This is a genomic window from Hahella sp. CCB-MM4 (genome assembly GCF_002260525.1).
In the GTDB taxonomy this organism is placed as follows: domain Bacteria; phylum Pseudomonadota; class Gammaproteobacteria; order Pseudomonadales; family Oleiphilaceae; genus Hahella.
In genome coordinates, this window is record NZ_MRYI01000008.1 from 114281 (window position 1) to 140141 (window position 25861).

The 25861-nt window shown below is 51.0% G+C and carries 20 protein-coding genes; 14 read left to right on the top strand and 6 right to left on the bottom strand.

From position 1 onward, the window contains the following. Window positions 1-3: 3 nt before the first annotated feature. From BTA51_RS15365 to BTA51_RS15380, 4 genes are all read right to left on the bottom strand, one after another. The gene (locus tag BTA51_RS15365; RefSeq protein WP_094708917.1) at window positions 4-2868 is read right to left on the bottom strand and encodes a valine--tRNA ligase; all 2865 of its coding nucleotides are present in this window, start codon (window positions 2866-2868) and stop codon (window positions 4-6) included. Window positions 2869-3303: 435 nt separating this feature from the next. Further along, on the bottom strand, window positions 3304-3759 hold the full coding sequence (locus BTA51_RS15370; protein ID WP_094708726.1) for a hypothetical protein: 456 nt from the start codon (window positions 3757-3759) through the stop codon (window positions 3304-3306). Window positions 3760-3913: 154 nt separating this feature from the next. Further along, window positions 3914-4336, bottom strand: a complete 423-nt coding sequence (locus tag BTA51_RS15375; RefSeq protein WP_094708728.1) for a DNA polymerase III subunit chi — start codon at window positions 4334-4336, stop codon at window positions 3914-3916. A 130-nt stretch (window positions 4337-4466) separates the two neighbouring features. Beyond that, on the bottom strand, window positions 4467-5933 hold the full coding sequence (locus BTA51_RS15380; protein ID WP_094708730.1) for a leucyl aminopeptidase: 1467 nt from the start codon (window positions 5931-5933) through the stop codon (window positions 4467-4469). A 222-nt stretch (window positions 5934-6155) separates the two neighbouring features. Between BTA51_RS15380 and lptF the strand changes: the two genes are divergently transcribed. The 5 genes from lptF (at window position 6156) to BTA51_RS15405 (ending at window position 12382) form a co-directional block, all read left to right on the top strand. Beyond that, complete coding sequence (gene lptF / locus BTA51_RS15385; protein ID WP_094708732.1) at window positions 6156-7253, top strand: LPS export ABC transporter permease LptF; 1098 nt, start codon at window positions 6156-6158, stop codon at window positions 7251-7253. Next, a complete protein-coding gene (lptG, locus tag BTA51_RS15390) occupies window positions 7240-8301 on the top strand; it encodes an LPS export ABC transporter permease LptG (RefSeq protein ID WP_094708734.1) in 1062 nt (353 codons plus the stop codon). The genes lptF and lptG overlap by 14 nt, the downstream gene beginning before the upstream one ends. A 137-nt stretch (window positions 8302-8438) precedes the next feature. After that, the gene (locus BTA51_RS15395; RefSeq protein ID WP_168188189.1) at window positions 8439-10319 is read left to right on the top strand and encodes a methyl-accepting chemotaxis protein; all 1881 of its coding nucleotides are present in this window, start codon (window positions 8439-8441) and stop codon (window positions 10317-10319) included. Between the two features lie 179 nt (window positions 10320-10498). Next, window positions 10499-11713, top strand: a complete 1215-nt coding sequence (locus BTA51_RS15400) for an MFS transporter (protein ID WP_094708738.1) — start codon at window positions 10499-10501, stop codon at window positions 11711-11713. A gap of 18 nt (window positions 11714-11731) precedes the next feature. Continuing rightward, window positions 11732-12382, top strand: coding sequence for a DUF2238 domain-containing protein (locus BTA51_RS15405; RefSeq protein WP_094708740.1), 651 nt, complete (start codon window positions 11732-11734; stop codon window positions 12380-12382). Here the strand turns inward: BTA51_RS15405 and BTA51_RS15410 are convergent. Next, window positions 12379-13539, bottom strand: coding sequence for a dipeptidase (locus BTA51_RS15410; protein WP_094708742.1), 1161 nt, complete (start codon window positions 13537-13539; stop codon window positions 12379-12381). The genes BTA51_RS15405 and BTA51_RS15410 overlap by 4 nt on opposite strands. 369 nt (window positions 13540-13908) lie before the next feature. Here BTA51_RS15410 and BTA51_RS30795 point away from each other — a divergent pair, with 369 nt between their 5' ends. From BTA51_RS30795 to ptsP, 9 genes are all read left to right on the top strand, one after another. Beyond that, window positions 13909-14043 carry a hypothetical protein gene (locus tag BTA51_RS30795; protein WP_256385729.1) on the top strand — a complete coding sequence of 45 codons (135 nt, stop codon included), beginning with the start codon at window positions 13909-13911 and terminating at the stop codon, window positions 14041-14043. A gap of 380 nt (window positions 14044-14423) precedes the next feature. Next, window positions 14424-15356 (top strand): GlxA family transcriptional regulator, encoded by a 933-nt coding sequence (locus BTA51_RS15415; RefSeq protein ID WP_246841053.1) that lies wholly within the window; start codon window positions 14424-14426, stop codon window positions 15354-15356. A 155-nt stretch (window positions 15357-15511) separates the two neighbouring features. After that, window positions 15512-16732, top strand: coding sequence for an aspartate aminotransferase family protein (locus BTA51_RS15420; RefSeq protein WP_094708743.1), 1221 nt, complete (start codon window positions 15512-15514; stop codon window positions 16730-16732). A 15-nt stretch (window positions 16733-16747) separates the two neighbouring features. Continuing rightward, window positions 16748-17761: an arginine/ornithine succinyltransferase subunit alpha gene (gene aruF, locus BTA51_RS15425; RefSeq protein ID WP_094708745.1), complete on the top strand. Its 1014-nt coding sequence runs from the start codon at window positions 16748-16750 to the stop codon at window positions 17759-17761. A 51-nt stretch (window positions 17762-17812) separates the two neighbouring features. Continuing rightward, a complete protein-coding gene (gene astA, locus BTA51_RS15430; RefSeq protein WP_094708747.1) occupies window positions 17813-18850 on the top strand; it encodes an arginine N-succinyltransferase in 1038 nt (345 codons plus the stop codon). 54 nt (window positions 18851-18904) lie between these two features. After that, window positions 18905-20377: a succinylglutamate-semialdehyde dehydrogenase gene (gene astD, locus BTA51_RS15435; protein ID WP_094708749.1), complete on the top strand. Its 1473-nt coding sequence runs from the start codon at window positions 18905-18907 to the stop codon at window positions 20375-20377. A 137-nt stretch (window positions 20378-20514) separates the two neighbouring features. Further along, window positions 20515-21852, top strand: a complete 1338-nt coding sequence (astB, locus tag BTA51_RS15440; protein WP_094708751.1) for an N-succinylarginine dihydrolase — start codon at window positions 20515-20517, stop codon at window positions 21850-21852. A gap of 216 nt (window positions 21853-22068) precedes the next feature. Beyond that, window positions 22069-22908: a PP2C family serine/threonine-protein phosphatase gene (locus BTA51_RS15445; RefSeq protein ID WP_168188190.1), complete on the top strand. Its 840-nt coding sequence runs from the start codon at window positions 22069-22071 to the stop codon at window positions 22906-22908. Window positions 22909-23291: 383 nt separating this feature from the next. After that, a complete protein-coding gene (gene ptsP, locus BTA51_RS15455; RefSeq protein ID WP_094708757.1) occupies window positions 23292-25580 on the top strand; it encodes a phosphoenolpyruvate--protein phosphotransferase in 2289 nt (762 codons plus the stop codon). Here the strand turns inward: ptsP and BTA51_RS15460 are convergent. Continuing rightward, window positions 25577-25756, bottom strand: coding sequence for a helix-turn-helix domain-containing protein (locus tag BTA51_RS15460; RefSeq protein ID WP_371333190.1), 180 nt, complete (start codon window positions 25754-25756; stop codon window positions 25577-25579). The genes ptsP and BTA51_RS15460 overlap by 4 nt on opposite strands. Window positions 25757-25861: the final 105 nt, after the last annotated feature.

Below are 25861 nucleotides of genomic sequence, written 5' to 3' on the forward strand. Positions count from 1 at the left end.
GGATTATAGCGCTTCGATCCGGGTGACCTGCTCCTGCAGTTTAGCCAGAGCGTCTAGCGCTTCCTGAAGCTTGGCCTTTTCTTTCTCCACAACCTCAGCAGGTGCTTTGGCCACAAACTTCTCGTTGGATAGCTTACCTTGCAGGCGTTGCTGTTCCTTGGTCAGCTTGTCGATTTCCTTTTGCAGGCGCGCCAGTTCGGCTTCTTTATCGATCAAGCCTGCCATGGGCACCAGCACTTCCAATTGCCCGGCCAGCTGAGTGGCCGAAGCCGGCGGTACTTCACCTTCGCTGAGGAAGCGAATTGATTCCAGTCTGGCCAGCTTCTTCAGCACGGTTTCCTGTTTGGACAATTCCTCGCGATCTTTGTCCGTACCATGTGAGAGCAGTATCGAGAGAGGTTTCCCTGGGGCAATATCCATTTCACCACGAATATTTCTCACTGCCAGCATGACAGCTTTGAGCCATTCAATGGATTGTACGGCCTCTTCATCGACTTTGGTGTCTTCAGGGACCGGGTAGGGCTGCAGCATGATGGTGTCGCCGGATTTACCTGCCAGGGTTTTGACCTTCTGCCAGATCTCTTCCGTAATAAACGGCATGATGGGGTGCGCCAATCTTAATGCTGCTTCGAGTACTCTGACCAAAGTTCTGCGGGTGCCGCGCTTGAGGGCATCTGATGCATTGTCGTCCCAGAGAACCGGCTTGGAAAGTTCCAGGTACCAGTCGCAGTATTCGTTCCAGATAAACTCATAAATCGCCTGGGTGGCCAGGTCAAAACGGAACTGGTCCATTTGGCGAACTACTTCAGCCTCTGCATGCTGCAGACGGGAAATGATCCAGCGATCTGCCAGACTGAGTTCCACTTCGGTGTTTTCCAACCCGACATCCTGACCTTCCGCATTCATCAGTACATAGCGGGCGGCATTCCAGATTTTGTTGCAGAAGTTACGGAAGCCTTCGACCCGGCCCATGTCAAACTTGATATCACGGCCGGTCGAGGCCAGTGAGCACATGGTAAAACGCAGGGCGTCAGTACCATAGCTGGCAATACCTTCCGGGAATTCCGCGTGAGTTTTCTTCTTGATCTGTTCCGCCATCTTGGGCTGCATCAGTCCGGTGGTGCGCTTTTGAATCAGGGCTTCCAGATCAATACCGTCCACAATATCCAGTGGGTCCAGAACATTACCCTTGGACTTGGACATCTTCTGACCTTCACTGTCCCGGACCAGGCCGTGTACGTAAACGTACTTGAACGGAACCTGGGGTGAGCCGTCTTCATTCTTCATGAAGTGGGTCGTCATCATGATCATTCTGGCTACCCAGAAGAAAATGATATCGAAGCCGGTAACGAGAACGTCAGTCGGATGGAATGTCTTCAATTCCGGGGTTTCTTCCGGCCAGCCCAGAGTAGAGAACGTCCACAGGGCAGAACTGAACCAGGTATCCAATACATCTTCGTCCTGACGCAAAGCGGTATCACCAAGGTTATGCTTGGCGCGTACTTCCTCTTCGTTGCGTCCGACATAGAAGTTGCCCTGATCGTCATACCAGGCTGGTATACGATGACCCCACCACAGCTGTCGGCTGATACACCAGTCCTGCAGATCACGCATCCAGGCAAAGTACATATTTTCATATTGCTTGGGAACGAACTGAATGCGCCCGTCTTCCACTACGTCAATACAGGGCTTTGCCATGGCACTGGCTTTCACGTACCACTGATCGGTCAACCAGGGTTCGATAATCACCCCTGAACGGTCTCCGCGGGGGACCTTCAGGGCATGCGGGTCTACTTTTTCCAGCAGGCTCTGTGAATCAAACTCCTCTACGATCAGTTTGCGAGCTTCAAAACGGTCCAGGCCGGCATATTTTTCCGGCAATGAAGTGTCCAGTTCTTCGTTGACGGTTCCGTCTATATTGAACACTTGAGCTTTGGACAGTACGGCGGCATCACGGTCGAAAATATTGATCAGCGGCAGTTGGTGCCGTTTGCCCACTTCGTAGTCGTTAAAGTCATGGGCCGGGGTGATTTTGACGCAACCGGTTCCAAACTCACGGTCAACATAATCATCGGCAACTATTGGGATGCGACGGTTCACTACCGGCAGAGTCACGAATTTGCCGATCAGGTCTTTATAACGTTCGTCCTCCGGATGAACGGCAACTGCTGTGTCACCCAGCATGGTCTCCGGACGTGTCGTGGCAACGACCAGGTAATCAAGGCCGTCTGCTGTGGCTGCGCCATCTGCCAGAGGGTAGCGGAAGTGCCAGAGACTGCCTTTCTCATCGACGTTCTCGACTTCCAGGTCAGAAATGGCGGTATGTAGTTTCGGATCCCAGTTAACCAAGCGCTTGCCGCGATAGATCAACCCGTCTTCGTGCAAGCGTACAAATGCTTCTTTTACTGCGTTTGAGAGCCCATCATCCATAGTAAAACGCTCTCTGGACCAATCAACAGAGGAGCCCAGACGACGAATCTGACGAGTGATGGTGCCACCAGACTGTTCTTTCCATTCCCAGACTTTCTCAAGGAATTTCTCGCGCCCTAGGTCGTGGCGTGAAATGCCTTCCATTGCCAGTTGGCGTTCAACCACCATTTGCGTGGCAATGCCTGCGTGGTCCGTGCCTGGTTGCCACAGAGTGTTGTCACCTTTCATACGGTGATAACGGGTCAGCGCGTCCATGATGGCGTTGTTGAATCCATGGCCCATGTGCAGGCTGCCAGTGACATTGGGAGGAGGGATCATGATACAGAACGAGGGGCTCTGTTCATTGGTGTTGGTTTGGTGCGGCTTGAAAAAGCCTTGCTGCTCCCAGTAGTTATACCACTGATTTTCTATCTGACCTGGTTGGTAGGTTTTTTCCATCATGCTGATAAAGTTTCTGGCTGAACGTTGTTTGGGAAATCGGGGTTCCTGCGAGGTTTTGTGCACCGGCATCCACGGAAGCCCGGGAAATCAATATCCTTAGGTTAATACTTATTACCATGAATAAGGCGGGCTTTCTGTAAATGACGACCTACAGTCTGCAAATGATAACCCACGATCTGTAAATGATAATCCACAGTAAGTCATAACCTAGGTTCGCCCGGAGGTTATTGAACTCCGGACATTAACATCGCCGTGCCCAGAGTCAGGTTCGACGATGAAAATAAAAGACCAGCATTATACACAGCGCACCATGTGCTTAATAGAACCCGGGGCGCTAATGTGGGCTATTGGCTTTCTATTGACGCTCATTTGCATCAGAAGTCTGCCAATAACCCATGAAGACGGGAGGGGATTGGGAGGATAATCCGGAGGTCAGCTTTTGATACCTGAGTTACCAAGTGCCGGTAGGCGAGAGCCCAGCTGGCGAATGACCTCTGCACGGATTCGCTGTTCAATCTGAGGCATGTATTCGGCCAGCACCTTCTGGGTTGCCAGATGGACGATACGGTCCAGATCCTGGGTATCCTTCATTGCGGAGCTGGCAGGGCGTTGATTCTGCTGGCTTTCAAAGAAAGATTTGAACTGTTTTTGGAACTCTGCGCGCTCGAGGGCCAGCTTGGCAAGGTTTTCATAAGGCAGAAATGGGTTCTTTGATTGTGTCTGGTCTGGATTGTTGACTGATTTCATCGTGTCGGTTCCTTCCAAAGAAGTTGCTGATCCTGTGGATTGAGATGGAGCAGCCTTGTCCCTGACCTTTTTTTGTTCGAGGACTCGGTCGTCCAATAGTGGAATGATGCTATTGTCATTCCCGGCTATGGAGGCACTCATGATAATCCCTGTTCTCTGCAAGTATTATGGGGTTGTAGTACGTCTTCTACTGTTTATTATTATCTGAATAATTCATACCGTTTCCGGAATGTTGGTTGATTTTGGTAAAAATATCCCAAATTGGCAACAGTCCGAAAAGCCTAGTAATAAATTATTACAACTCCAGCGAATGGGTTTTCATTTCAAATCCAACTTCTTTGTACTCTCTGAATTTGTTCCTGGCAATATGCTTTTCGGCCGATGCATTTGGGACTATTTCTATAACCCTAGACGTTTCTGTATAAACGACTGGTGACAGATTAACCACTACGGCCGGGGGCTGATGAGGGTGGATTCCGCTACCCAATTCAATGGGGGCTTTGCCATCAGACTCCTCAACCAGCGCATGTGGCAGAAAGCTGTCTGGCTTGAATTCGTAAAGCAGGTCATCCAGAAACTGCAGCTGCTCCTGGTTGCGACAGGCAATATATATGTGGTTCCCAAGGCGAACGGCCTTTTCCGCCAGACGGCATACAAATTGATTCACGGCTTCAGGAGTTGCCGTGTTTAACAGATAGAAATCGGCCTTTTTGGGCATTCAGGACTCGTTGTTGGAACTGATAAATGTGTTGGAACTGATAATTTTTCTGAAGCTAATTTGGTGTTGATTGCTGGTAGGGCACGCGGACTAGGCATAAGCAGCCCACGTGCCTTTGACCTTACCGGGATTAAAGTTTGTTAAGCAGGTACTCTGTCAGTAATGGCACCGGACGGCCAGAAGCGCCTTTTGCCTTGCCGGATGTCCAGGCTACTCCGGCAATATCCAGGTGAGCCCAGCGGTACTTCTTGGTAAACCTCGACAGGAAGCAGGCGGCAGTAATGGTGCCGGCAGACCGGTCTCCAATGTTCTGTATGTCGGCAAAGTTGCTGTCGAGGGCTGATTGATACTCATCCCATAGCGGTAATTGCCAAGCGCGGTCGCCGGTGGCTTGACCCGCTGCCAGCAGTTCCTGGGCCAGTTTGTCATCATTGGCCATCAGGCCGGTCGTTTCATTACCCAGGGCGATAATACAAGCGCCGGTTAATGTGGCGATATCCACGACGGTGTCTGGATTGAATTTTTCGCTGTAGGTTAACGCATCACACAGCACCAGACGACCTTCTGCATCAGTATTCAGAATTTCGATGGTCTGTCCGGACATACTGGTCACGATATCGCCGGGCTTGGTTGCCTTGCTGCCAGGCATGTTTTCGGCTGCTGCGACAACGCCGACGACATTAATAGGTGCGTTCATCTCTGCCAGGGCGGTCAAAGTACCGAAAACACTGGCTGCCCCGCACATATCGTACTTCATCTCGTCCATCGCCTGACCCGGCTTCAGGCTGATACCGCCGGTATCGAATGTAATACCTTTGCCGACCAACACGTGGGGTTTCTTCTTGCTGTCCGCACCCTTGTATTCCATGGTGATCAGCCGCGGAGGCTCGGCACTACCGGCAGCGACCGACAGCAGAGACCCCATGCCCAGCTCTTTCATTTTCTTTTCATCAAGGACGGTAACTTTGACGGACTTGTAGGATTTGCTCATTTCCCTGGCTTGCTTGGCCAGATATTCCGGTGTACAGATGTTGCCGGGCAGGTTGCCCAGAGTCTTGGTCAGAGCAATACCTTTGGCGATGGCTTCGGCTTTGGCGACAGCTTTTTCATCAGCTTTGCTGCCAGTCAGTTTCAATTGTTTGAGTTTACCTGGCTTGGCTTTCTCACTTTTTAATTGATCGAACGTGTAGAGAGCGGATTCCAGTGCCAGGATACTGTGCTCGACCACCCGGTCGTTGGCCAGTGTTTTGTCGGCAAACTCCCCAAGTGTAGATATCGCGGTAGTGGCTGAACTTTTAGCCAGTGCACCCATGGCAGCCTGAATGGCTTTTCTGAGTTTGGCGGCATCCAATTCCTTGCTTTTACCCACACCGACAAACAGAAGTCGTTTGGCAGGCTTGTCTGGTGTATGCACCCAACTTGTATCGCCCACTTTGCTGCTGATATCCCCGGCTGAGAAAAGCCCTTTCAGCATGCCATCAAGGCTTGCATCAAGTGCAGCAAGAGACTTGGGTAAAGTCTTGCCTTCTGGAATGCCCAAAATCAGACAGTCTGTTTTTTGTTTATATGCGTCTTGGGTTAGCACGGAATAATTCATATCTGCTTCCTTAGCTTGTGGCATGGAATATTGAATGAAGGTGGATGTAACGCCACACGAATAAAGTAAAAAGTTGAACTTATGTGTACAGAGTTAAAATAAGACAGGAAGCATACAATGAATTAACAGCGGCCACCAACCGGGCGTGAAAGGTTTTTCTATGAAAAATATGTCCGTGTCTGGTATCTTGCCTCCCTGAGTGTCAGATCCACGGAACCTGTTTTGTTCATCATCCTACGTTACCTTTCCAAGCAGCTGTTGATCAGCATGATAGCCGTGGCCGGTATATTGCTACTGATCTTTATGAGTGGCCGTTTTATCAAATACCTGGCGGATGCAGCGGCGGGCCAGCTATCGGCGGATGTGCTGTTTGCCATAATGGGGTATCGATTACCCGGATTTCTAGAGTTGATTCTCCCCCTTGGTATGTTTATCGGCATTCTGCTTGCCTATGGACGCATGTACCTGGAAAGTGAGATGACGGTTCTGTTTGCCTGCGGAATGACCAAATGGCAACTCATCAAATTAACTATGGCGACTGCCGGTCTGGTATCCCTGCTGGTCGGATTTATGAGTCTTTACCTCAGCCCCTGGGGTATGCAGCAGGTGGAACAGATTTTTGTCGACCAGTCCAAAATGACCGAGTTTGAAATGCTGGTGCCAGGTCGCTTCCAAAGTCTGCGATCAGGTGAGCGGGTCACATATACCGAAGCGTTAAGTGACGATAAGCGTGAAATGCAGAACGTCTTTATTGCTGAGCGTGACGAAGCCCAGGGATCTATTGCTGTGCTGGCTGCGCAGAGAGGAACCCAGCTGGTTGACGATAAAACGGGAAGTCGTTTTATCGTTCTGCACCAAGGCGCCCGTTATGAAGGAAGGCCTGGCGAACTCAATTACCGGGTGATCGACTATCAGTCCTACGGGGTCAAAATTGCAGAACCTGCCAAGGAAGCCAAGCGAGGAAAAGCGGAAGCCATTCCGACAAAGGAACTATGGTCGTCGGACGATCCCAAAGAACGAGCCCTCTTGCAGTGGCGGATTTCTATCCCGCTCCTGGTGCCTGTGGTGGCTTTGCTGGCGATACCGCTGAGCCGGGTGAATCCTCGTCAGGGCCGGTTCTTCCATCTGCTGCCGGCGATGCTGATTTATATTCTCTATCTGGGGCTGCTGATTGCCAGCCGCAAGAGTCTGGAAAAGGAACGTATACCGGAGTGGATTGGAATGTGGTGGGTTCACCTGGTGTTTCTGATCACGGCGCTGGGATTGATGTTCGGGCCCGACTGGATGCAGAAGAGGAGAGTGCAACGTGCGCAGGCTTGACCGTTACATCGTATCTACGGTGTCTTCCGCCATGTTGCTGGTTTTACTGGTCGTGTTGTCACTGGACCTGGTGTTTGCTTTCATCGCCGAAATGGACGAGCTGAAAAACAATTACCAAGTACTGCAGGCAATCAAATATGTCGGCATTACGATTCCCCGACGTATTTATGACTATTTACCCCTGGCGGCGTTTATCGGAAGCCTGGTTGGACTGGGAGTGTTGGCCAATACCAGCGAACTGACCGTCATGCGGGCGGCAGGCATCTCTGTGTCGCGTATCGTCTGGTCAACCATGAAGCCGGCCCTGGCGGTTGTGTTGCTGAGTCTCTTTATCGGCGAGTTTATTGCTCCTCACACGGAACGAATTGCTCAAACCCAGAGAGCCCTGGAGCAAGGGGCCGCTGAGAGCATCGCTTCAGAGCAGGGGATATGGCACCGGGAAGGAAACATCTATATGCATTTCAACGCCGTGGAACCCAAAGGGGTGTTGCATGGCGTCAGTCTGTTTGAATTTAACAGTGCCCATGAGTTGGTGAAGTCATCTTTTGCCAAGCGGGCACTATACCAGGGCGACTACTGGATACTGCAGGATCTGAAGGAAACCTATATTAAGGACAATGAAACCACACGTATGGACATCGTTTCCAGGCGTTGGGATACGGAATTGTCACCTGCGGTGCTTGGGGTTTTGATCATCAAGCCTGAGTACCTTTCCATTCGAGGGCTGTATACCTATGTGAATTATCTGGTTGCCCAGGAGTTGAATGCCAACACTTACCTCATGGCCTTCTGGAAGAAAGTTCTGCAGCCGGTGGCGACAGGGGTTCTGGTGCTGGTGGCCATCTCCTTCATATTCGGTCCCTTGCGCTCGGTCACCATGGGATTCAGGGTGTTTTGCGGAATCATCGTGGGGCTGTTGTTTAAATACATGCAGGACCTGCTTGGGCCGGCCAGTCTGGTATTCGGCTTCAACCCGATATTGGCCACGCTGGTGCCGATCATTATCAGCGGTATTCTCGGAGTGATACTGTTAAAACGGGTCAAATAATATTATTCGACTGATTTGCAACATTATTCCTGCCAAATCTCCATCCTTGTCTAAACTTATAGCATTCAGGATTTAAACATCTTGCCAGGACGACTTTGCCGACATTGATTGTCTTCAGGAATACCATGAGGTGGGTGATGTCCCTACAATTCAGACATAAAATCATACTACTCAGTGCCAGCATACTATTCATTTCCATTGCGGCATTTGCCATTAATAACTACTTCTATCTGGCCGGTGAAACGGATAAACAGCTCCAGGCCAGTCTTAATGAAGTGGGGAAAGCTGTTTCCGGCAATATTTCCAATTGGATGAATGCGAAACTGGATACGGTTAAATCTGTTGCCAGACGGGCCGCATCTGAAACAGACAACGCGACGTTAAAAATCATTACTGACCAGGGCGCTGCATTCAAGGAAATGCCGGATGTTTACGTTGGTCTCGATAACGGGACAATGATCATGAACAATCCGACTTATGTTCAGCCGTCGGATTATGATCCTCGCAAGCGCCCGTGGTATATCAAAGCTAATCAGGAAGGTCGTGGTGTATTTACCGCTCCCTACATTGATGCGGACTCGAGGAAACTGGTAATCACCGCTGCAATGCCTTTTTCGGGAAGCAGTCGAGGTGTTGCGGGTGGCGACCTGTTCCTGAATGTCATCACCGATCTGGTGAACTCCATTAACTTTTTCGATATGGGGTATGCCTTTCTCGTATCAGAAGACGGCACAATCCTGGTGCATCCTGAGCAGGAATGGGTGGATAAAAGACTGTCTGATCTCTTCAAGGGAAGTAAGGTCAGCATGAGTCAGGAATTGACCAATGCGGCTATCGATGGACAAAACGTACTAGTGGGGTTCGTGCCCATTCAGGGGGTGGAATCCGTTAATTGGAATCTGGCGATCGTTGTCGACAAGGACAAGGCTTATGCCTCTCTGTACAGTTTCCGGAACTCTGCTTTGATATTCACCATTGTCGGGGTTGCCATAGTCATCGGCCTGATGACTCTTCTATTGAACAGCCTGATGAAGCCGGTAGTGAAACTGGCGGACACTATGCAGGATATCGCGCAGGGCGAAGGGGATCTCACTCAGCGGCTTGATGTTCACGGCAATGATGAATTCGCCAAACTGGCCAGCGGCTTTAACGGGTTTGCCAGCAAAGTCCAGGAACTGGTGGCTGATATTAAAAACTCCGTACAAAGTATGGCGGGCTCGGTCAATGAGATGAACCAATTCGCCAGTGACACCAGTGATGCGGTTGCCATGCAGCGGCAAGAAACTGAAATGGTGGCAACTGCGGTCAATGAGATGTCTGCCGCCGCCAGGGAAATTGCACAAAATGCCCAGCAGGCTGCAGAAGCTGCCCAAAAAGCGGATGAAGAAAGCGTCAATGTGCAGACTGTCGTGGATGATGCAATCAAGTCCATTGCCAAGTTGTCTGAACAGATTGGTGAAGCCTCCGAGGTAATCAATGCTCTGGAGGGCGATGTGAACTCCATTGTTTCTGTATTAAGTGTTATCAGGGGGATTGCAGAGCAGACCAACCTGTTGGCATTGAATGCGGCGATAGAAGCTGCCCGGGCTGGGGAAGCCGGTCGTGGGTTTGCTGTGGTAGCGGATGAAGTGCGCGCATTGGCCAGCAAGACTCAGGAAAGCACAGAAGAGATACAAGCCATGATTTCCCGCTTGCAGGACGGCTCAAACCGGGCGGTCAGTTCAATGGAACAGAGCCGTGCCAATGGAGAAAGTGCGGTTGGTAAAGCACAATCGGCCGGTGAATCGCTGACTGTTATTACCAATTCCATCGGTACGATCAGTTCCATGAATACCCAGATTGCCAGTGCCTCGGAAGAGCAGACCGCTGTAACGGAGGATATCAGCCGGAGCATTACCTCCATTGCCGATGCTTCTGAACAGACGGCAAGAGGGACCGAGCAGACGGCTCAGACCAGCCACGAGCTATCCAATCTGGGTGAGCACCTGCGTGAGCAAGTGGCGAGGTTTAAGGTTTAATACAGGCAACATTCCTCTTCTTCCATCTTTCCACTCCCCCCGATCCTTGGCGGGGAGTGGCGCCATATTTATCTGGTTATCTGGTTATCTGCTAACCGGTAAGTCCTTTCCCGAAGGTGACGGCAATCGAGATCCAATCTATGATGACTAGCCGTTAATCTACAATGTTAGGGAGTTACATGCCTGTCACCGTTTGGGTTCTGATGTTCACACAGGCGTTGTCAATGTCTGCCGCGCCGTTGATCGTTTTCAGCGGCGGTATCGTTGGTGGAGACCTTGCGCCGGTAGCGGGTTGGGCAACCCTGCCAATCGCTCTGGTCATGGTCGGAACGGCAGCCAGCGTCATACCCGTGACAAGAATGATGCATCGTTGGGGGCGGCGTTCGGTTTTTGTGCTGGGGGCTCTGTTAGCCGGTGGCTCGTCGGTTATTGCTGCGATGGCGATTTCTGCAGCGAGTTTCTGGTGGTTCTGTGTGGCCGGTTTTCTGATGGGGGGGAGCGTGGCTATCGCGCAGCAATACCGATTTGCTGCGATAGAGGCCGTGTCTTCAGGGGATTCAGGGAAAGCCGCCTCTAGAGTATTGTTGGGTGGCTTGATTGCGGCGTATATAGGGCCTGAGTTGGTCGTGTATGGCCGAAACCTTGGTCCCATAGTGGGATTGACTGCCGATAATCCCGAACATTTACCGTTTATCGGAGCATTTCTTCTGCTTGGAGCTGTCTGCCTGCTGGCCATGCTGGTGCTGCTTGTTGGCTACAGGAATCAAAGCGTCGTGGAAGTCACCGCTTTTGGGGAAGGGCGTCCCTTGGGACAGATATTTCGGCATCCCCTGATCTGGCTGGCGATTGTGGCTTCTGCCATGGGATATGCCATGATGAGCTTCATGATGACGGCCACTCCGGTCAATATGCACAAGATTATCGGCCACAGCCTGATGGATACCAAATGGGTCATTCAATCCCACATCATGGCCATGTTTTTACCTTCATTTTTCTCGGGCTGGCTGATCAGCCGAATCGGTCATCATAGGATGATTGCCGCCGGTGTATTGGCCTATGTGGTATGCCTTGCCGTTGCATACTCGGGACATCATTTGATGCATTATTGGTGGGCTTTGGTATTGCTGGGCGTAGGCTGGAACTTCCTGTTCGTTGGCGGGACAGCCCTGTTACCTCTATGTTATCAACCTGCGGAGCGATACAAGGTTCAGTCGGTGAATGAATTTATCGTCTTTGGTATACAGGCGACGGCGGCTTTGAGTTCTGGCTGGGTGGTTAATCAATATGGCTGGGATACATTACTCGGACTGTCGTCGGTGATGGTCATGTTGGTGGTATTGGTGTTGTGGGTAAATCGCCGTAGCCGTAGCGAATTTAACCCTGTTACTGGTTAGTATTTGATGGAAGCCGCTATGTCAGTCGAAAGTTCAGTCGAAAGAAAGGTATCTTATCCGGGAACTGGCCAGAGGGCAGTATGGCTGCTGATATTTCTGGCTGTTCTGATTTGGTCCGCCGTGAATCCGAAGGACTACCCGACCTGGTTTTTGGAAGTGGTTCCGGCATTGATTGGTATCGCATTGATCGTCGGTACCTATCGGCGCTTCCCACTCACACCGTTACTCTACTGGTTGATATTGATTCACTGCCTTATTTTGATGGTGGGAGGGCACTATACCTATGCTGAGGTTCCGTTGTTTGACTGGATTCGGGACTACACCGGTGGGAGCCGCAACAATTACGATAAGGTCGGACATTTTGTGCAGGGCTTTGTTCCCGCGATATTGGCCCGGGAGCTGTTGCTTCGACTCAATGTCGTGAACGGTCGTCTCTGGTTGGCCTATGTTGTGCTGTGTATTGTGTTGTCTTTCAGTGCTTTTTATGAGTTGATTGAGTGGTGGGTGGCATTGATGAGTGGAGAATCTGCGACGGCTTTTCTGGGGACGCAGGGGTACGTTTGGGACACCCAGTCCGACATGCAATATGCTCTGGTTGGTGGGATCGCGGCTCTGCTGATGCTGAGCCGCTGGCATGACCGGCAATTGGAACGGTTTGCGGCCGATTAAGGCAAATACTTCAATAGAAAATTCTTAACGTTATCACCCATAACTTTGGCAATGGTTTCCTGGCTCAAACCGGCATCCAGCAGGCTTTGGGTCAGTTGGTCCATTTCCGGTGCGCTTATCGGTGTGGCCACTGCTCCGTCGAAATCTGAGCCCAGCGCTACGTGTTCTTCCCCAGCAATTCCCACGGCATATCGAATAGCGCCGGCAATGGCGTCTACACTATTTCCGCAGACTGCCACAGGCCAGAAACCTATACCGATGATGCCGCCTTTCTCTGCGATAGCCCTCAGCTGCTGATCAGACAGATTGCGGTTATTGTCGCAGGTTCCCTTGACCCCAGTGTGCGACACAATCACCGGCCGGGTAGACATTTCCAGGACTTCAGCGATGGTCTGTCTGGACGCATGGGCAAGGTCAATAATCATGGACTTTTCTTCCATCGCTTTAACCCATTGTCGGCCCAGCGGGGTGAGCCCACCCTTTGCCACTCCATGAGCCGAACCGGCAATTTCAGTATCAAAAAAGTGGGTGGGGGCGATCATGCGGTAGCCAAGATCGTATAGCCGATCCAGATTGTTGAGATTGCCTTCGAGAGCCTGGGCACCTTCCAGGGTGAGCCAGCCGGCCAGTATTTTCTGATCAATTTTCCGGGTATCCAGATAATCCTGTAGATCCTGACGACTGCGGATAAGAAAGAAGTCCGTTTGACTATCTGCCAGACTCTGAAGCCGGTTGGCAGCTCTTTCAGCCCTACCAAACAAGCTGCCAAGGGCTTTGGTTGACCAGGTCTGGGACACACCAAGCCAGAAAATCATGTCGTTTTGGCTATCGTTGCTTTGCAGGTTCAAGCCGAAAGGAACTTTCGTGACGACTGAGAATCCCTGCAGTGCAACATTCCCCTGGATCAGCCTGGGTAGGTCGGTGTGGCCGCGGTTATAGCCTTTGGAAAGATCCCGCCCCCATAAAAGGGCATCAGAGTGCAGATCGCTGATAAACAGATCTTTGTGAAGTGATTCGACAGAAGGAGAGACCACTTTGGGATCACCCGGGAGACGGCTGTTAGCGATATGGTCAACTAATTCCGGGACCACACCGAAAAACAAAGCCAGCACGATAATGAGGGTTGTCAGCGTTGCGGTGAGCAGTCTCCTGGCCAAAATTATTTCCTGTTGTTTTTTGGAGTTTGCACAATAGCGAAAATCGTCTAAATATCAAAGAATGGATTGGAAATATTTATGATTAACTACTGGACATAACAACAGGTGCTGTATACAGTGTCAGTACTGTATAAAAACACATGTTAAAAGTTGTTTATTGTTTCACGCTTCTTATCGCAATGAATAGCTCGAACTATCGCATTGGATTGCTCTGGATGAATGAGTGGTTCAGAAAGACGAACATACCGAGATAAAGAGCGGTTCGAAGTAAAAGAGTGGTTCGAAATTTAGCTGGTCTAAATAAATGAGTAGAGCCGCCGGTTGTTAATCAAAAATTCGATATTGCGACAGATATATAAGGAGAGTCTTATGCAAGTTTCAGCTAATGGTGATGTGATCTGTATTCAAATGCCTGTGAGCCAATACATGATGGCCTTTTACTATAAATGCGTCAGTGGTGAATGGGTTCGCTATAAAAGGGAAAAGCTGGCAGCAATTCACTAGACAATGAATTTTCCTATGCAGTCTCTGGACAGGGTTGGGCTGAGGCTGGATTTTATCGACCTTTCTTTTCGTCTTTGGAACAAGGATGTTCCCGTCTTTACTAAATTCGTTTCTTAGGGCTTATTTGTCCCTTTTGGGGCTTGGTCATTTTCTCGTTCTTCCGGATATTTAGTCATCTAAGTGAAAGCCACATTGCGCCAATTTGGGACTTAGTCTTAAATGTTGCTCCTTGGCAATGGCTTCTACAAGGCACTTTCCCAGTGTGCCTATTGTTATCCAGCAACTAAACTTATTGGGTGTCCCTGTGTCTGCTGTCTCCAAAACAGATCCGAGGATGCTGCTGGAGTATGTAATGGCTACCCGATAGAAAAGGTTTTGATTTGCCCGAGTCAGTAGGAATTCTTCTATTACCGCATTTTTCCACCCTGGCGTATGCCAGTGTGGTCGAGCCGATGCGCATCTGTAACCAATTGATGGGGGAAGAGCGTTTTCGCTGGGTAACCGTGGGCTCGGAACCGGTGGTTCATAGCGGTGACGGGCTTAGTGTCTCTGTAGAACAGAATCTTGCTTTGCCTCACGGACTGGATGCACTGGTTATCTGTGGGAGCCAATCTTCAACTCCTGCCGGAATGCAGATAGCTCCATGGCTTAAAGGGCAGGCGGCAGGTTTCAAGTGGATTGCAGGTATTGCCAGTGGTGTCTGGCTGTTAGTGGAAACAGGGCTGCTGAAAGGTCGAAAAGCGTCATTACCGCCGATTCCTGCGAATCTTGTTGAGGCTTGTAAATCCGTGAAGCAGTCGGCAGATTTGTTTTCCGCAGATCAAGCCGTGTGGACCTGCCGTGGAGGTAGTGCAGCTCAGGATATGATGTTGTTCCGTATCAGCCAGTCTGAATCTGTCGCCATCTCAGAGATGATTGCCCAGACCATTACCCGATATCGTGTCGGAGAGTCTGCAGCAGGAGTTCGCAAGTATCCGGATGCGAATCTGAAAAAGGAAGTTCCTGTTCTGTATGAGGCAGTTCAGTTGATGGAAGCCAATGTCGAAGAGCCTCTGACCACCGATGATATCGCCCAGCACCTGGACATTTCACGTCGCCAGTTAGAGCGATTGTTTAAGAAACATCTCGATTCCGTACCTTCCAAATATTATGTTCAGATCAGGCTGGAAGTTGCCCGGCAGTTACTTCTTTCCACGAATGTTTCAATTACCGAAATCGCACTCCGATGCGGTTTTTCATCCGGTGCACACTTTTCAACCTCCTACCGAAGCATGTATCAGATTACCCCCTCAGAAGAGAGGGCTGCGGGCTAATCTGGCAAATATTCGGAAAATATGACGACGCATTTTTATAAACCGGTGTCGCGATCCTAAAATCCCTTTCAGCCATCTGCGGCTATTCTTCTCCACTACCCTGAGCAGCATTGTGCCGGGGATCGAATAATATTCTGACGAGTGGAGAAATAAGCATGTCCGACGGTTTGACAGTTACACGCGAAATGTTTGATGACGTCATGGTTCCCAATTACGCTCCGGGTCCGGTAATTCCAGTACGTGGTCAAGGTTCTCGTGTATGGGACCAACAGGGCAAGGAATATGTGGATCTGGCTGGGGGCATCGCGGTTACCGGTCTTGGCCATGCGCATCCGGAGCTGGTGGCGGCGCTGACCGAACAGGCGGGCAATCTCTGGCACCTGAGTAATGTTCTGGCGAACGAGCCCGCCATTCGTCTGGCGACGAAACTGGTGGAACTCACTTTTGCGGACAAAGTCTTTTTCTCCAACTCGGGCGGTGAAGCCAATGAGGCAGCGTTCAAGTTGGCTCGTCGCTACAGCTGGGAACACGCGGGATCCCACAAACATAACATTGTAGCCTGCTCTAACAGCTTCCATGGTCGTACGTTGTTCACGGTGAGTGTCGGCGGACAGCAGAAGTACCGTGAAGGCTTCGAGCCGGTACCGGGTGGTATCAAGCACGTACCTTTCAATGATATTGAAGCTCTGGAAGCAGCCATTGACGAAAATACCTGTGCATTCGTGGTTGAGCCGATTCAGGGTGAAGGCGGTGTAACTCCTGCGAAGCAGGAATACCTGAAGCGTGCCCGGGAACTGTGCGATCAACATCAAGCGCTATTGATTTTTGATGAAGTTCAATCAGGTGTTGGTCGTACCGGTCAGCTATACGCCTACATGAACTATGGCGTTACTCCAGACATTCTGACAACCGCAAAAGCTCTGGGTAACGGTTTCCCCATCGGTGCCATGCTGACAACCGATAAAGTGGCCAAAAGCCTGACAGTGGGAACACACGGCAGCACATACGGTGGTAATCCTTTGGGATGCGCTGTTGCTCTGAAGGTGATGGAAATTATCAGTCAACCTGACGTGCTGGCAGGAGTTCAGGAGCGTCACGATCTGATGGTCAGCGGTCTGCAGGCAATCAACGAGAAGTACAACGTATTTGCCGATGTTCGCGGCATGGGGTTATTGATTGGTTCGCAGCTGAACGATAAATACCAGGGCAAAGCCAAAGAGTTCATGACGGCTGCTCTGGAAGAGGGAGTTCTGGCTCTGGTAGCCGGCCCTAACGTTGTTCGTATGGCTCCGTCACTGATTATTCCTCAGGAAGATATCAAGGAAGGTCTTGCCCGGTTTGAACGTGCCGTCGCCAAAGTTGTGGCGTCTGCCTGATAAGAGGAGAGCGGCATGATCATTGTTCGTCCAAGCAGGTTTGCAGATCTTCCCGGCATTGAAAAACTGGTCAATGAAAGTGCAGCGCGTTTGTCCACGCTGCCTTCTGACAGGGACAAGTTAGGGGAGAAGGTGGATTATTCCACTCGATCTTTTGCCGGAGATGATGAAATATCCGGCAAAGAGCGCTATCTCTTTGTGATGGAAGACACCGAGACCAAAGAAATTCTGGGGACCAGTGGAATGGATACCAGTGCCGGAAACGGTGCGCCATTCTACAACTACCGGCTGGACGAACTGATTCATTCCTCGCAACAGCTGGATGTCTACAATGAAGTAGACATCCTCTATATGACACACGAGCTGACCGGCACAACCGCTCTCTGCTCATTGTCGATCTCGCCACGTTTCCGGAAGACTTCTTATTTCGATCTGTTGTCCCGATCACGTTTTATGTTTATGCAGCTGCATCATACGCGGTTTGTGCAACGTATTATTGCTGAGATTCAGGGCATGCAGGACGAAACCGGTAACTCACCTTTTTGGGAGAGCCTGGGACGTCATTTCTTTGATATGGACTTCGCAACGGCTGATTACTATTCCAGCATCAAGAGCAAGACATTCATTGCTGAAATGATGCCCTCTCATCCCATCTACGTCCCCTTGTTGAGCCGGGAGGCTCAAGACGCCATTGCCCAGCCGCATGGCAGTGCAGCGGATAACTGCCAGTTCCTGTACCGGGAAGGATTCAAACTTGGCCGTCATATCGACATATTCGATGGTGGTCCAACTCTGGAAGCATACCGCTCCGATCTGAATACAGTGAAATCCATGAAGCGCAAGCAGGTGAAACTGTCAGAGCACCAGGGAGGGTTGCAGTATCTGATGAGCAATACCCGGTTTGGTGAATTCCGTGCCACCCTGGCCAATATGACTGACGGCATGGGAGATGTGCTGCGGCTGAAGCGGGCAACTGCTGAAGCTCTACAGATTGCCGAAGGCGAAGATGTGGCATTCGCACCTCTGTAACCAGTCACTTGCAGTCAAACGCACAACTTAGAATAAAGAAGGTAACAATCGATGATGCTTATTCGCCCCATCGTAGCTGATGATCTGGAAGCCCTGTATTGCATGGCGCAGAGTGCCGGCGTGGGAGTGACGACTTTGCCGGCTAATGAAGAATTGCTGGCTTCCCGAATTGAACACTCTGAGCGGTCCTTTGCCCGCAGTGTAGATCCGCAGGACGCTTATTATCTCTTTGCCCTGGAAGACACTGAACTCAAGCGGGTCGTAGGGGTTAGCGGCATCATGGCAAGAGTGGGCTTGGACGAGGTCTGGTATAACTACCGGGTCTCTACCACCGTGAATGCTTCCAAGGAACTGGGAATACATAAGCAGACGCCTACGTTGTATCTGACGAATGACATGACGGACTGCTCTGAAATCTGCACGCTATTTCTGCATGCGGATTATAGAAACGGCCATAACGGTCAGTTGTTGTCCAAGTGCCGTTTTCTGTTTCTGGCGGATTTTGCTGAATATTTCAGTAGCAAGGTTTTTGCGGAAATGCGCGGTTATGCTGACGATGAAGGCAACTCGCCGTTCTGGGAGTGTCTGGGTCGAAAGTTCTTCACCATGGAATTCTCTAAAGCAGATTATCTGACAGGGTTGGGAAATAAGGCATTCATTGCTGAGTTGATGCCCAAATATCCCATTTATTTACCGTTTCTGACGGAAGAAGCCCGCGACGTGATTGGTCAGGTTCACCCGCATACGCGTCCGGCTTTGGCCATGTTGGAAAGTGAAGGATTTAACTTTAACGGACTGGTGGATATTTTTGATGCGGGCCCTCTGGTGGAAGCTTTTGTCCGCAATATCCGCACTGTGCGTGACAGCGTCAAGCGTCATGTCATGCCCAGCCAGCACGGAGGCGGGGAAATCGATACCCCGGTGATGGTCTCCAACCGTTCTTTTGAAAACTTTCGTGTGGCTCTGATTGACCAGAATCAGGTCAAACAGGATGTCGTGTCTCTGACCCATGATTTGCTGGAAAACCTGCAGTTGGAGTCAGGAGATATGGTGCGTACGGTACAGCTCAGGGCTAAACGGGCTGAATAAGTCGATTGACCGTACCTTACTTAATAACTTATCAGATATACCAGGTCGAGCGTCATGACAGAACAATATTCATATTACATCAACGGCAACTGGGGCAACGGTGATGGAAAAATCGTTGAATCCGTCAATCCCGTGACCCAGGAACTTCTTTGGTCTGCTCCGGCCACGATGGAAAAAGATATAAATCACGCAGTTGAAAGCGCTCGTTCCGCTTTCCGCCAGTGGGGACGTAAAAAGCCGGAAGACCGGCTGACAATCATTCGCCGTTTTGCCCAATTGCTGGAAGAACGCAAAGATTACCTGGCTGATTTGATCGGTCGGGAGACCAGTAAGCCTTTGTGGGAAGCCCGCACAGAAGTTGCCTCGATGGTTGCCAAAGTGGAAATCTCAGTGAAGGCCTATGAAGAACGCACTGGTCATCGCGAGCAGAACGTGGCTGCCGGGCATGCAGTATTGCGCCACCGTCCTCATGGTGTCCTGGCAGTATTCGGCCCATACAACTTTCCCGGACATTTGCCTAACGGACATATTGTCCCAGCCCTGATTGCCGGTAACACCATTGTGTTCAAGCCCAGCGAGCTGACTCCTGCATTCGCTCAGGCAACCGTCGAAGTCTGGGAACAGGCCGGTTTGCCTGCCGGCGTGCTGAATATGGTACAGGGGGCCAAGGAAACCGGTATCGATCTGGCGTGTCATCCCATGCTGGATGGATTGCTGTTTACCGGCAGCTCCAACACCGGTCATGCACTGCATGCGCAGATGGGAGGCCACCCGGAGAAGATTATGGCCCTGGAAATGGGGGGCAATAACCCACTGCTTGTCATCCCGCCATATGATCTCAAAGGAGCTTTGCACCATACATTGTTTTCTGCGTTTGTTTCCGCAGGTCAGCGATGTACTTGTTCACGCCGGGTAATCGTACCGGTAGGAACCGAAGGGGACGAGTTTGTTCATGATCTGGTGAAAGCAGCCGAGGCTCTGAAGGTAGGAGCTTATGATGAATATCCGCAGCCTTTCATGGGGGGCGTTATTTCGCTGGAAGCCAAGCAGCAATTGCTGAATGCCCAGCGTCACCTTGAAGAGCTGGGAGGGCGGGTTCTGTTGCCGCTTAAATCACTAGGAGAGGAGAGTTCGTTGCTCAAGCCGGGCATTATTGATGTGACGGCAGTTGAAAACCTTCCTGACCAGGAATACTTCGGTCCTCTATTGCAGATACAGCGCTGTCGGGACCTTGAACATGGTATCCGTCTCGCGAATCAGACCCGTTATGGTCTGGCAGCGGGCATCATCACCAACCAGCGTAAATTCTATGACCAGTTCCTGCTCGAAAGCCGTGCCGGGATCGTTAACTGGAACAAGCCATTAACCGGAGCCAGCAGTGCCGCACCTTTCGGCGGTATAGGAGCCAGTGGTAACCACCGTCCAAGTGCCTATTATGCGGCGGATTACTGTGCTTACCCGGTGGCCTCCCTGGAGGCTGACGAGGCTGAAATGCCCGGTAGCCTGTCTCCAGGTATGAAGCTGTAGCACAGTTGATCAAAACCTGCGTCGTTACCGGCTTCAGGAATAAACACGTGGCTTGGGGATAAATCCCAAGCCGGCAGACAACCGTATTAATAAAGAGTTAATGCCGCTTTAATGCGACGATAAGAGGAAACAGTCCTATGACAGCCTACGAAGTCAATTTTGATGGATTAGTCGGACCCACCCATAACTACAGCGGACTTTCCTATGGGAACGTGGCTTCCGAGACCAATATCAAGGATGTTTCCAACCCTAAGGAAGCGGCCAAGCAAGGACTGCAAAAAATGAAAGCCCTGCATGATTTGGGGCTGAAACAGGGCATCCTGCTACCCCAGGAGCGTCCCTGTATCGATACTCTTCGTCAACTGGGTTTTTCTGGATCTGATCGGGAGGTCATGCTTCAGGCTGCCCACGAAGCGCCCGCGTTTCTCGGGGCTGTAGCGTCAGCTTCCTGTATGTGGACAGCCAATGCCGCCACCGTATCGCCCAGTGCGGATACCCGTGATGGCCGTGTCCACTTTACAGCGGCGAATCTGACGGCCAAGTTCCATCGTTCGATTGAGCACACCACCACTTCCCGGGTGCTGAGCGCTATCTTTAATAACGACAAACACTTTGCCCATCATCCTGCATTGCCATCGTCGATTCAGTTCGGCGATGAAGGAGCGGCCAATCACACTCGTTTTTGTCGTGACTATGATGACGCCGGAGTTGAATTCTTTGTCTATGGGCGCGTAGCCTTTGATGAATCTGCACCGAGACCCACCAGATATCCGGCCCGGCAGACTCTGGAGGCATGTCAGGCGATTGCCCGTTTGCATGGACTGGATAGTTCCTCCGTGGTTTATGCCCAGCAAAATCCGTCAGTGATTGATCAAGGGGTATTCCATAATGATGTTATTGCGGTCGGTAACCGGAATGTACTGTTCTATCACGAGGAAGCTTTTCTGAACAGCTCCCGGGTGATGGCGGAGCTGGAAGAGAAGCTTCAGGGTGCTTTATTGAAAGAGGTGAGGGTGCCCAGTTCTGCTGTTACGGTCGAGGATGCTGTATCCAGCTACCTGTTCAACAGTCAGCTCCTAAGCATGGGGGATGACAATATGGTGCTGGTGGTGCCCCAGGAGTGTGAGGAAAATACCCGGGTAAAAGCTTACCTGGATGACTTGGTGACCCGGAACACGCCGATTAAGCAAGTGAAGGTATTTGACCTCAAACAGAGTATGAAGAACGGCGGTGGCCCGGCCTGTCTGCGTTTACGGGTGGCGCTCACCGAAGAGGAACTGGCAGCGGTTCATCCACAGGTTCTGATGTCTGATCAGTTATTCGAACAGCTCAATGCCTGGGTAGATAAGCATTACCGGGACCGCATCAGTCAGCAGGACCTGGCCGATCCGGCGCTGTTGGAAGAATGCCGCACGGCTCTGGATGAACTGACTCAGCTGCTGAAACTGGGTTCAATCTATCCATTCCAGCTGTAACAGACCTTATCTGATTGCAGCCTCCTACCGCGCAACGCAACTTCCCAGCTCGTAAAAGGCTGGGAAGGCGTTCGCACCCCTGACACTCAGATCTGGAACTGGTGTGCATTTAACGCTAAGCTGTCACGCAGGTTAGGGGGTCACTGCAGGCAATGTCTACCCAGTATTCTGAGCGTCTGCCGTTACCCTCATCAGGTGTTAATGAGGGGAATACATTTGGATTCAGATCAACGTTTGCGGTTTGATGTCGCAGGCCATACGGATATAGGTGCGGTCCGCAAAGCCAATGAGGATAGTGTTGACTGGTATTTGTCTCCCAGCAGGGAAACTGCTCTTGCCGTAGTTGCTGATGGCATGGGCGGCCATGCCGGAGGAGCCAAGGCCAGCCAAATGGCGATCGAGGTCTTTGTGGCTACACTGGCCATGCCTCTGGCCAGCAAAAAGCTGATTGATTTGGAGCGCTTGAGAGGCGCGCTTTATACAGCCGCAGAGCAAGCTCACGAATCCATCTGCCAGGCCCGGAGCGAGCAGCCGGAATACGGTAAAATGGGAACCACTCTCGTAGCGTTATGGGCCCAAAATCATCAGGCTTCCATACTGCACGTCGGTGATTCCAGGTGCTATCGCATTCGTCCCCAAGGCCAGAATACCCGTATGGAGCAGCTGACTCGAGATGACTCTGTCGTCCAGTCCATGGTGGAAGATGGCACGATCAGTGCCGAAGAGGCAGAGCTCTCCCCCTATCGCAATATGCTTACCCAAGCCGTCGGCAGTGACGGCGGAATCATCGTGCATCAGATGGATGTTGATGTTGAACCGGGTGATTTATATCTGCTTTGCTCTGATGGTTTGTATAATGAGTTGTCTTCAGGTGACGTTCTGCAGATTTTGCAGGCCGAAGGGGCTCTTATCGAATTGACTGAGTCCGAGGCAGATCAGCCTGAACCCAATCTGAAACGGATCTCTTTCAAACTGGCTGAAGCGGCAAAAGCCGCCGGCGGTCACGATAATATTTCGGTAATTTTGTTGCGGGCAGTAAGAGAAGGCTCTGAGTAGGTTTCCCTGATCCTATGCTCCTTTTGAACCTTTAGAAGTTAGAAAACCAAGGTAGAGTAAATTGAAAAAGTTGTTCTTTATATTCGGAGTTATCGTTGGAATATGCGCCTTTGTCAAAATGATCGGTGGGGACCCTAATGCTGGCAGTGGGGCTTATCAAACTGGTTTTCAGGCCGGTCACATTTTTATGATTTGTTTTGGGTTGGCATGTGCCTGGCGGTTGCATAAAGGGAGTTGATGCACCGATAATTTTCTCCGGTATTCCTCTGTTATGCCGTTCCTCTTTTCTCAAATCCCTCTTGGTAGAACGGCTCTCGGCCAGTATAGTATGTTACTAGCGTTTTAAGCGCGTCCCTCCAATCGTTGTACCTCAGAGTAATCAGATGCTGGAACCGTTAAAGACTTTAAGAGAAATTTTTCAGGATGCTGCGGATTTAAAGGCTGCCAAGGATCTTCTGGAACTTATCGTCGAACGGGTGCAGCAATCCATGACGGCTGATGTATGCAGTATCTATCTGCTTGAGCCGGAGTCTTCGGAACTGGCACTTGTAGCGACCCGTGGTCTGGATCAGGTCTCAGTGGGGCAGGTTACACTGCGGGTTGGAGAGGGTCTGGTTGGCTATATCGCGCAGCATCAGTCGTTGCTGAATGTTGATAATGCCAGTGAGCATCCAAGTTTCAAGTATTTCCCGGAAACCCGTGAGGAACGATATTCGGCATTTCTTGGTGTTCCTATCATCAGCTTTCGTAAGTTGATAGGTGTCATTACGGTTCAGAAAGAGGACGCTTCCTATTTCAGTGACGAACAGGAAGCATTTGTCATCACGATTGCCGCCCAGCTGGCCGGTCCTCTCAGTCAATGGGTGCATGCAGAAGACGTCAAAACGTTTCTGGCTCAGCCGGATGTTCCTATCCAATCCAATCTGAAATTTCAGGGGGTCAAAGGTGCAACGGGCATGGCCATCGGACGAGTCCGCTGGATGCATAGTGCCTACGAGCTGGCTTCTGTGCCGGATCGGCTTGCATTGGACTCGGGGTATGAGCTGGAAAAGTTCAATCGTGCACTGAACCTTGCCAAAGAGGAGCTGCACAATAGTGGTCGGCGCATGGAAGGCACTTTGCCGAAAGACGTTCTGGCCTTGTTCAGTGTTTATAAAATGATTTTGGAGGATCGTGAACTATCCTCTGAAACTGAGCAATTTATCCGTGAAGGCTGGTCGGCTGCCACGGCGTTGCGAAAGACCGTCGAAGCCCACGCCCGGATTTTTGCCAAGATGGACGATCCCTATTTGCAGGCCAAGGCCGATGATATCCGTCATATCGGTAATCGTGTCTATGCCAACATGCAGGGAGATGACGGCGGAGATGGATTACAGGTTAATGAACCTACCATTCTGGTCGGGAAGGACATCAGCATAACGGATATCGCCCAATTCCCTCCCAAATTCCTGGCGGGTATCGTTTGTTCCAGCGGATCATCGCTATCTCACATCGCCATTCTGGCCAATGCATTGGGGATACCGGCGGTGATGGGGGGAGGGGGTATCAATCCGTCGCAGATTGACCACGCCGAGGCAGTGATTGACGGCTACCGGGCAGTGGTAGTTTTCAATCCGGTTCCCAATCTGCGCAAAGAATACCGCCGTCTGGCCCGCCAGGAAGCCAAATTTATCAAGGGGCTGGATGAACTGCGGGAACTTCCCGCCGAAACCCCGGACGGTTTCCGCATTAAGCTATATGCCAATACGGGGTTGGTGGCGGATATATCACCAGGACTGCTGCGTGGGGCGGAAGGAGTTGGGCTATATCGCTCGGAAATTCCTTTCATGCTGCATGAATCGTTTCCCTCTGAGGATGAGCAGGTTCATATTTACCGGAAAATATTGGAAGCCTATGCGCCCAACCCCGTGCATATGAGAACACTGGATATTGGCGGGGACAAGAATCTGCCTTATTTCAGCTTCTCTGAGGAGAATCCGTTTCTTGGCTGGCGGGGAATCCGTTTTACTCTCGACAACACCAGTATTTTCCTCAGTCAGATCCGTGCCATGCTGAGGGCCTCTGAAGGGCTCGATAATCTCAAGATTCTGCTGCCAATGGTCAGTCATTTGGACGAGCTGAAAGCATTCCACGGCCTTCTGGAAGAAGCGGTTTCACAATTGAGATCTGCTGGCATAAAGGTTCAGCGGCCGCCAGTAGGGGCAATGATCGAAGTACCTTCGGCTATGGTCATGCTGCGTGATATTGCCAAGCTGGTAGATTTCGTATCCATCGGTAGTAACGATTTCACCCAGTATATTCTGGCTGTAGACCGCAACAATCCCAAGGTGTCGGACTTGTATAACTGGCTGAATCCGGCAGTTATCCGATCTATCGGACACGTGGTACAAAGTGCGCAAAAATACAATCTTCCTGTCAGCCTGTGCGGCGAGATGGCGGCGGATCCGGCTGCCGTTATTCTGCTGTTGGGAATGGGAGTAGAGATGCTCAGTCTCTCTGCATATAACCTCCCCAAAACCAAGCTGGTCATTCGGACAATGACCCATGAGCGGGCAGCGGAATTGTGGACCAAAGTTAAACGCAAATCTGATGAGCACAGAATTCGCCGCCTGCTGGAAAGCGAGCTGGACCGGGTAGGCCTGGGTGGCCTGATTCGGGCCGGTGCGGCTTAATTCTGGATCATAGAGCTGGTCGGGTCCTCCTCTGGCGAGAGTTTTTTCAGTCGTTTGCTAAGCCCTGGCTGGGAAATGCCCAGCATCTTTGAAGCCAGAGATTGATTGCCCCGGGTACGGTCCAGTGCCTCTTTCACCAGTATGCCCCCAATTTCCTGCAGTGTAGGCAGAGGCAAGCTCGCGTCCAGGTCACCCAAATGGACGACATCCTGGGCTGAAAATCACCCATTCAGGTGAATTGCCGGCCAGACCCCTTTGATATAGTGCTCCCTGTGTTCGCT

Coding starts and splice junctions, on each gene's coding strand:
- BTA51_RS15365 (WP_094708917.1), bottom strand. CDS start 2,868: ATGGAAAAAACCTACCAACCAGGTCAGATAGAAAATCAGTGGTATAAC.
- BTA51_RS15370 (WP_094708726.1), bottom strand. CDS start 3,759: ATGAGTGCCTCCATAGCCGGGAATGACAATAGCATCATTCCACTATTG.
- BTA51_RS15375 (WP_094708728.1), bottom strand. CDS start 4,336: ATGCCCAAAAAGGCCGATTTCTATCTGTTAAACACGGCAACTCCTGAA.
- BTA51_RS15380 (WP_094708730.1), bottom strand. CDS start 5,933: ATGAATTATTCCGTGCTAACCCAAGACGCATATAAACAAAAAACAGAC.
- BTA51_RS15395 (WP_168188189.1), top strand. CDS start 8,439: ATGTCCCTACAATTCAGACATAAAATCATACTACTCAGTGCCAGCATA.
- BTA51_RS15400 (WP_094708738.1), top strand. CDS start 10,499: ATGCCTGTCACCGTTTGGGTTCTGATGTTCACACAGGCGTTGTCAATG.
- BTA51_RS15405 (WP_094708740.1), top strand. CDS start 11,732: ATGTCAGTCGAAAGTTCAGTCGAAAGAAAGGTATCTTATCCGGGAACT.
- BTA51_RS30795 (WP_256385729.1), top strand. CDS start 13,909: ATGCAAGTTTCAGCTAATGGTGATGTGATCTGTATTCAAATGCCTGTG.
- BTA51_RS15420 (WP_094708743.1), top strand. CDS start 15,512: ATGTCCGACGGTTTGACAGTTACACGCGAAATGTTTGATGACGTCATG.
- aruF (WP_094708745.1), top strand. CDS start 16,748: ATGATCATTGTTCGTCCAAGCAGGTTTGCAGATCTTCCCGGCATTGAA.
- astA (WP_094708747.1), top strand. CDS start 17,813: ATGATGCTTATTCGCCCCATCGTAGCTGATGATCTGGAAGCCCTGTAT.
- astD (WP_094708749.1), top strand. CDS start 18,905: ATGACAGAACAATATTCATATTACATCAACGGCAACTGGGGCAACGGT.
- astB (WP_094708751.1), top strand. CDS start 20,515: ATGACAGCCTACGAAGTCAATTTTGATGGATTAGTCGGACCCACCCAT.
- ptsP (WP_094708757.1), top strand. CDS start 23,292: ATGCTGGAACCGTTAAAGACTTTAAGAGAAATTTTTCAGGATGCTGCG.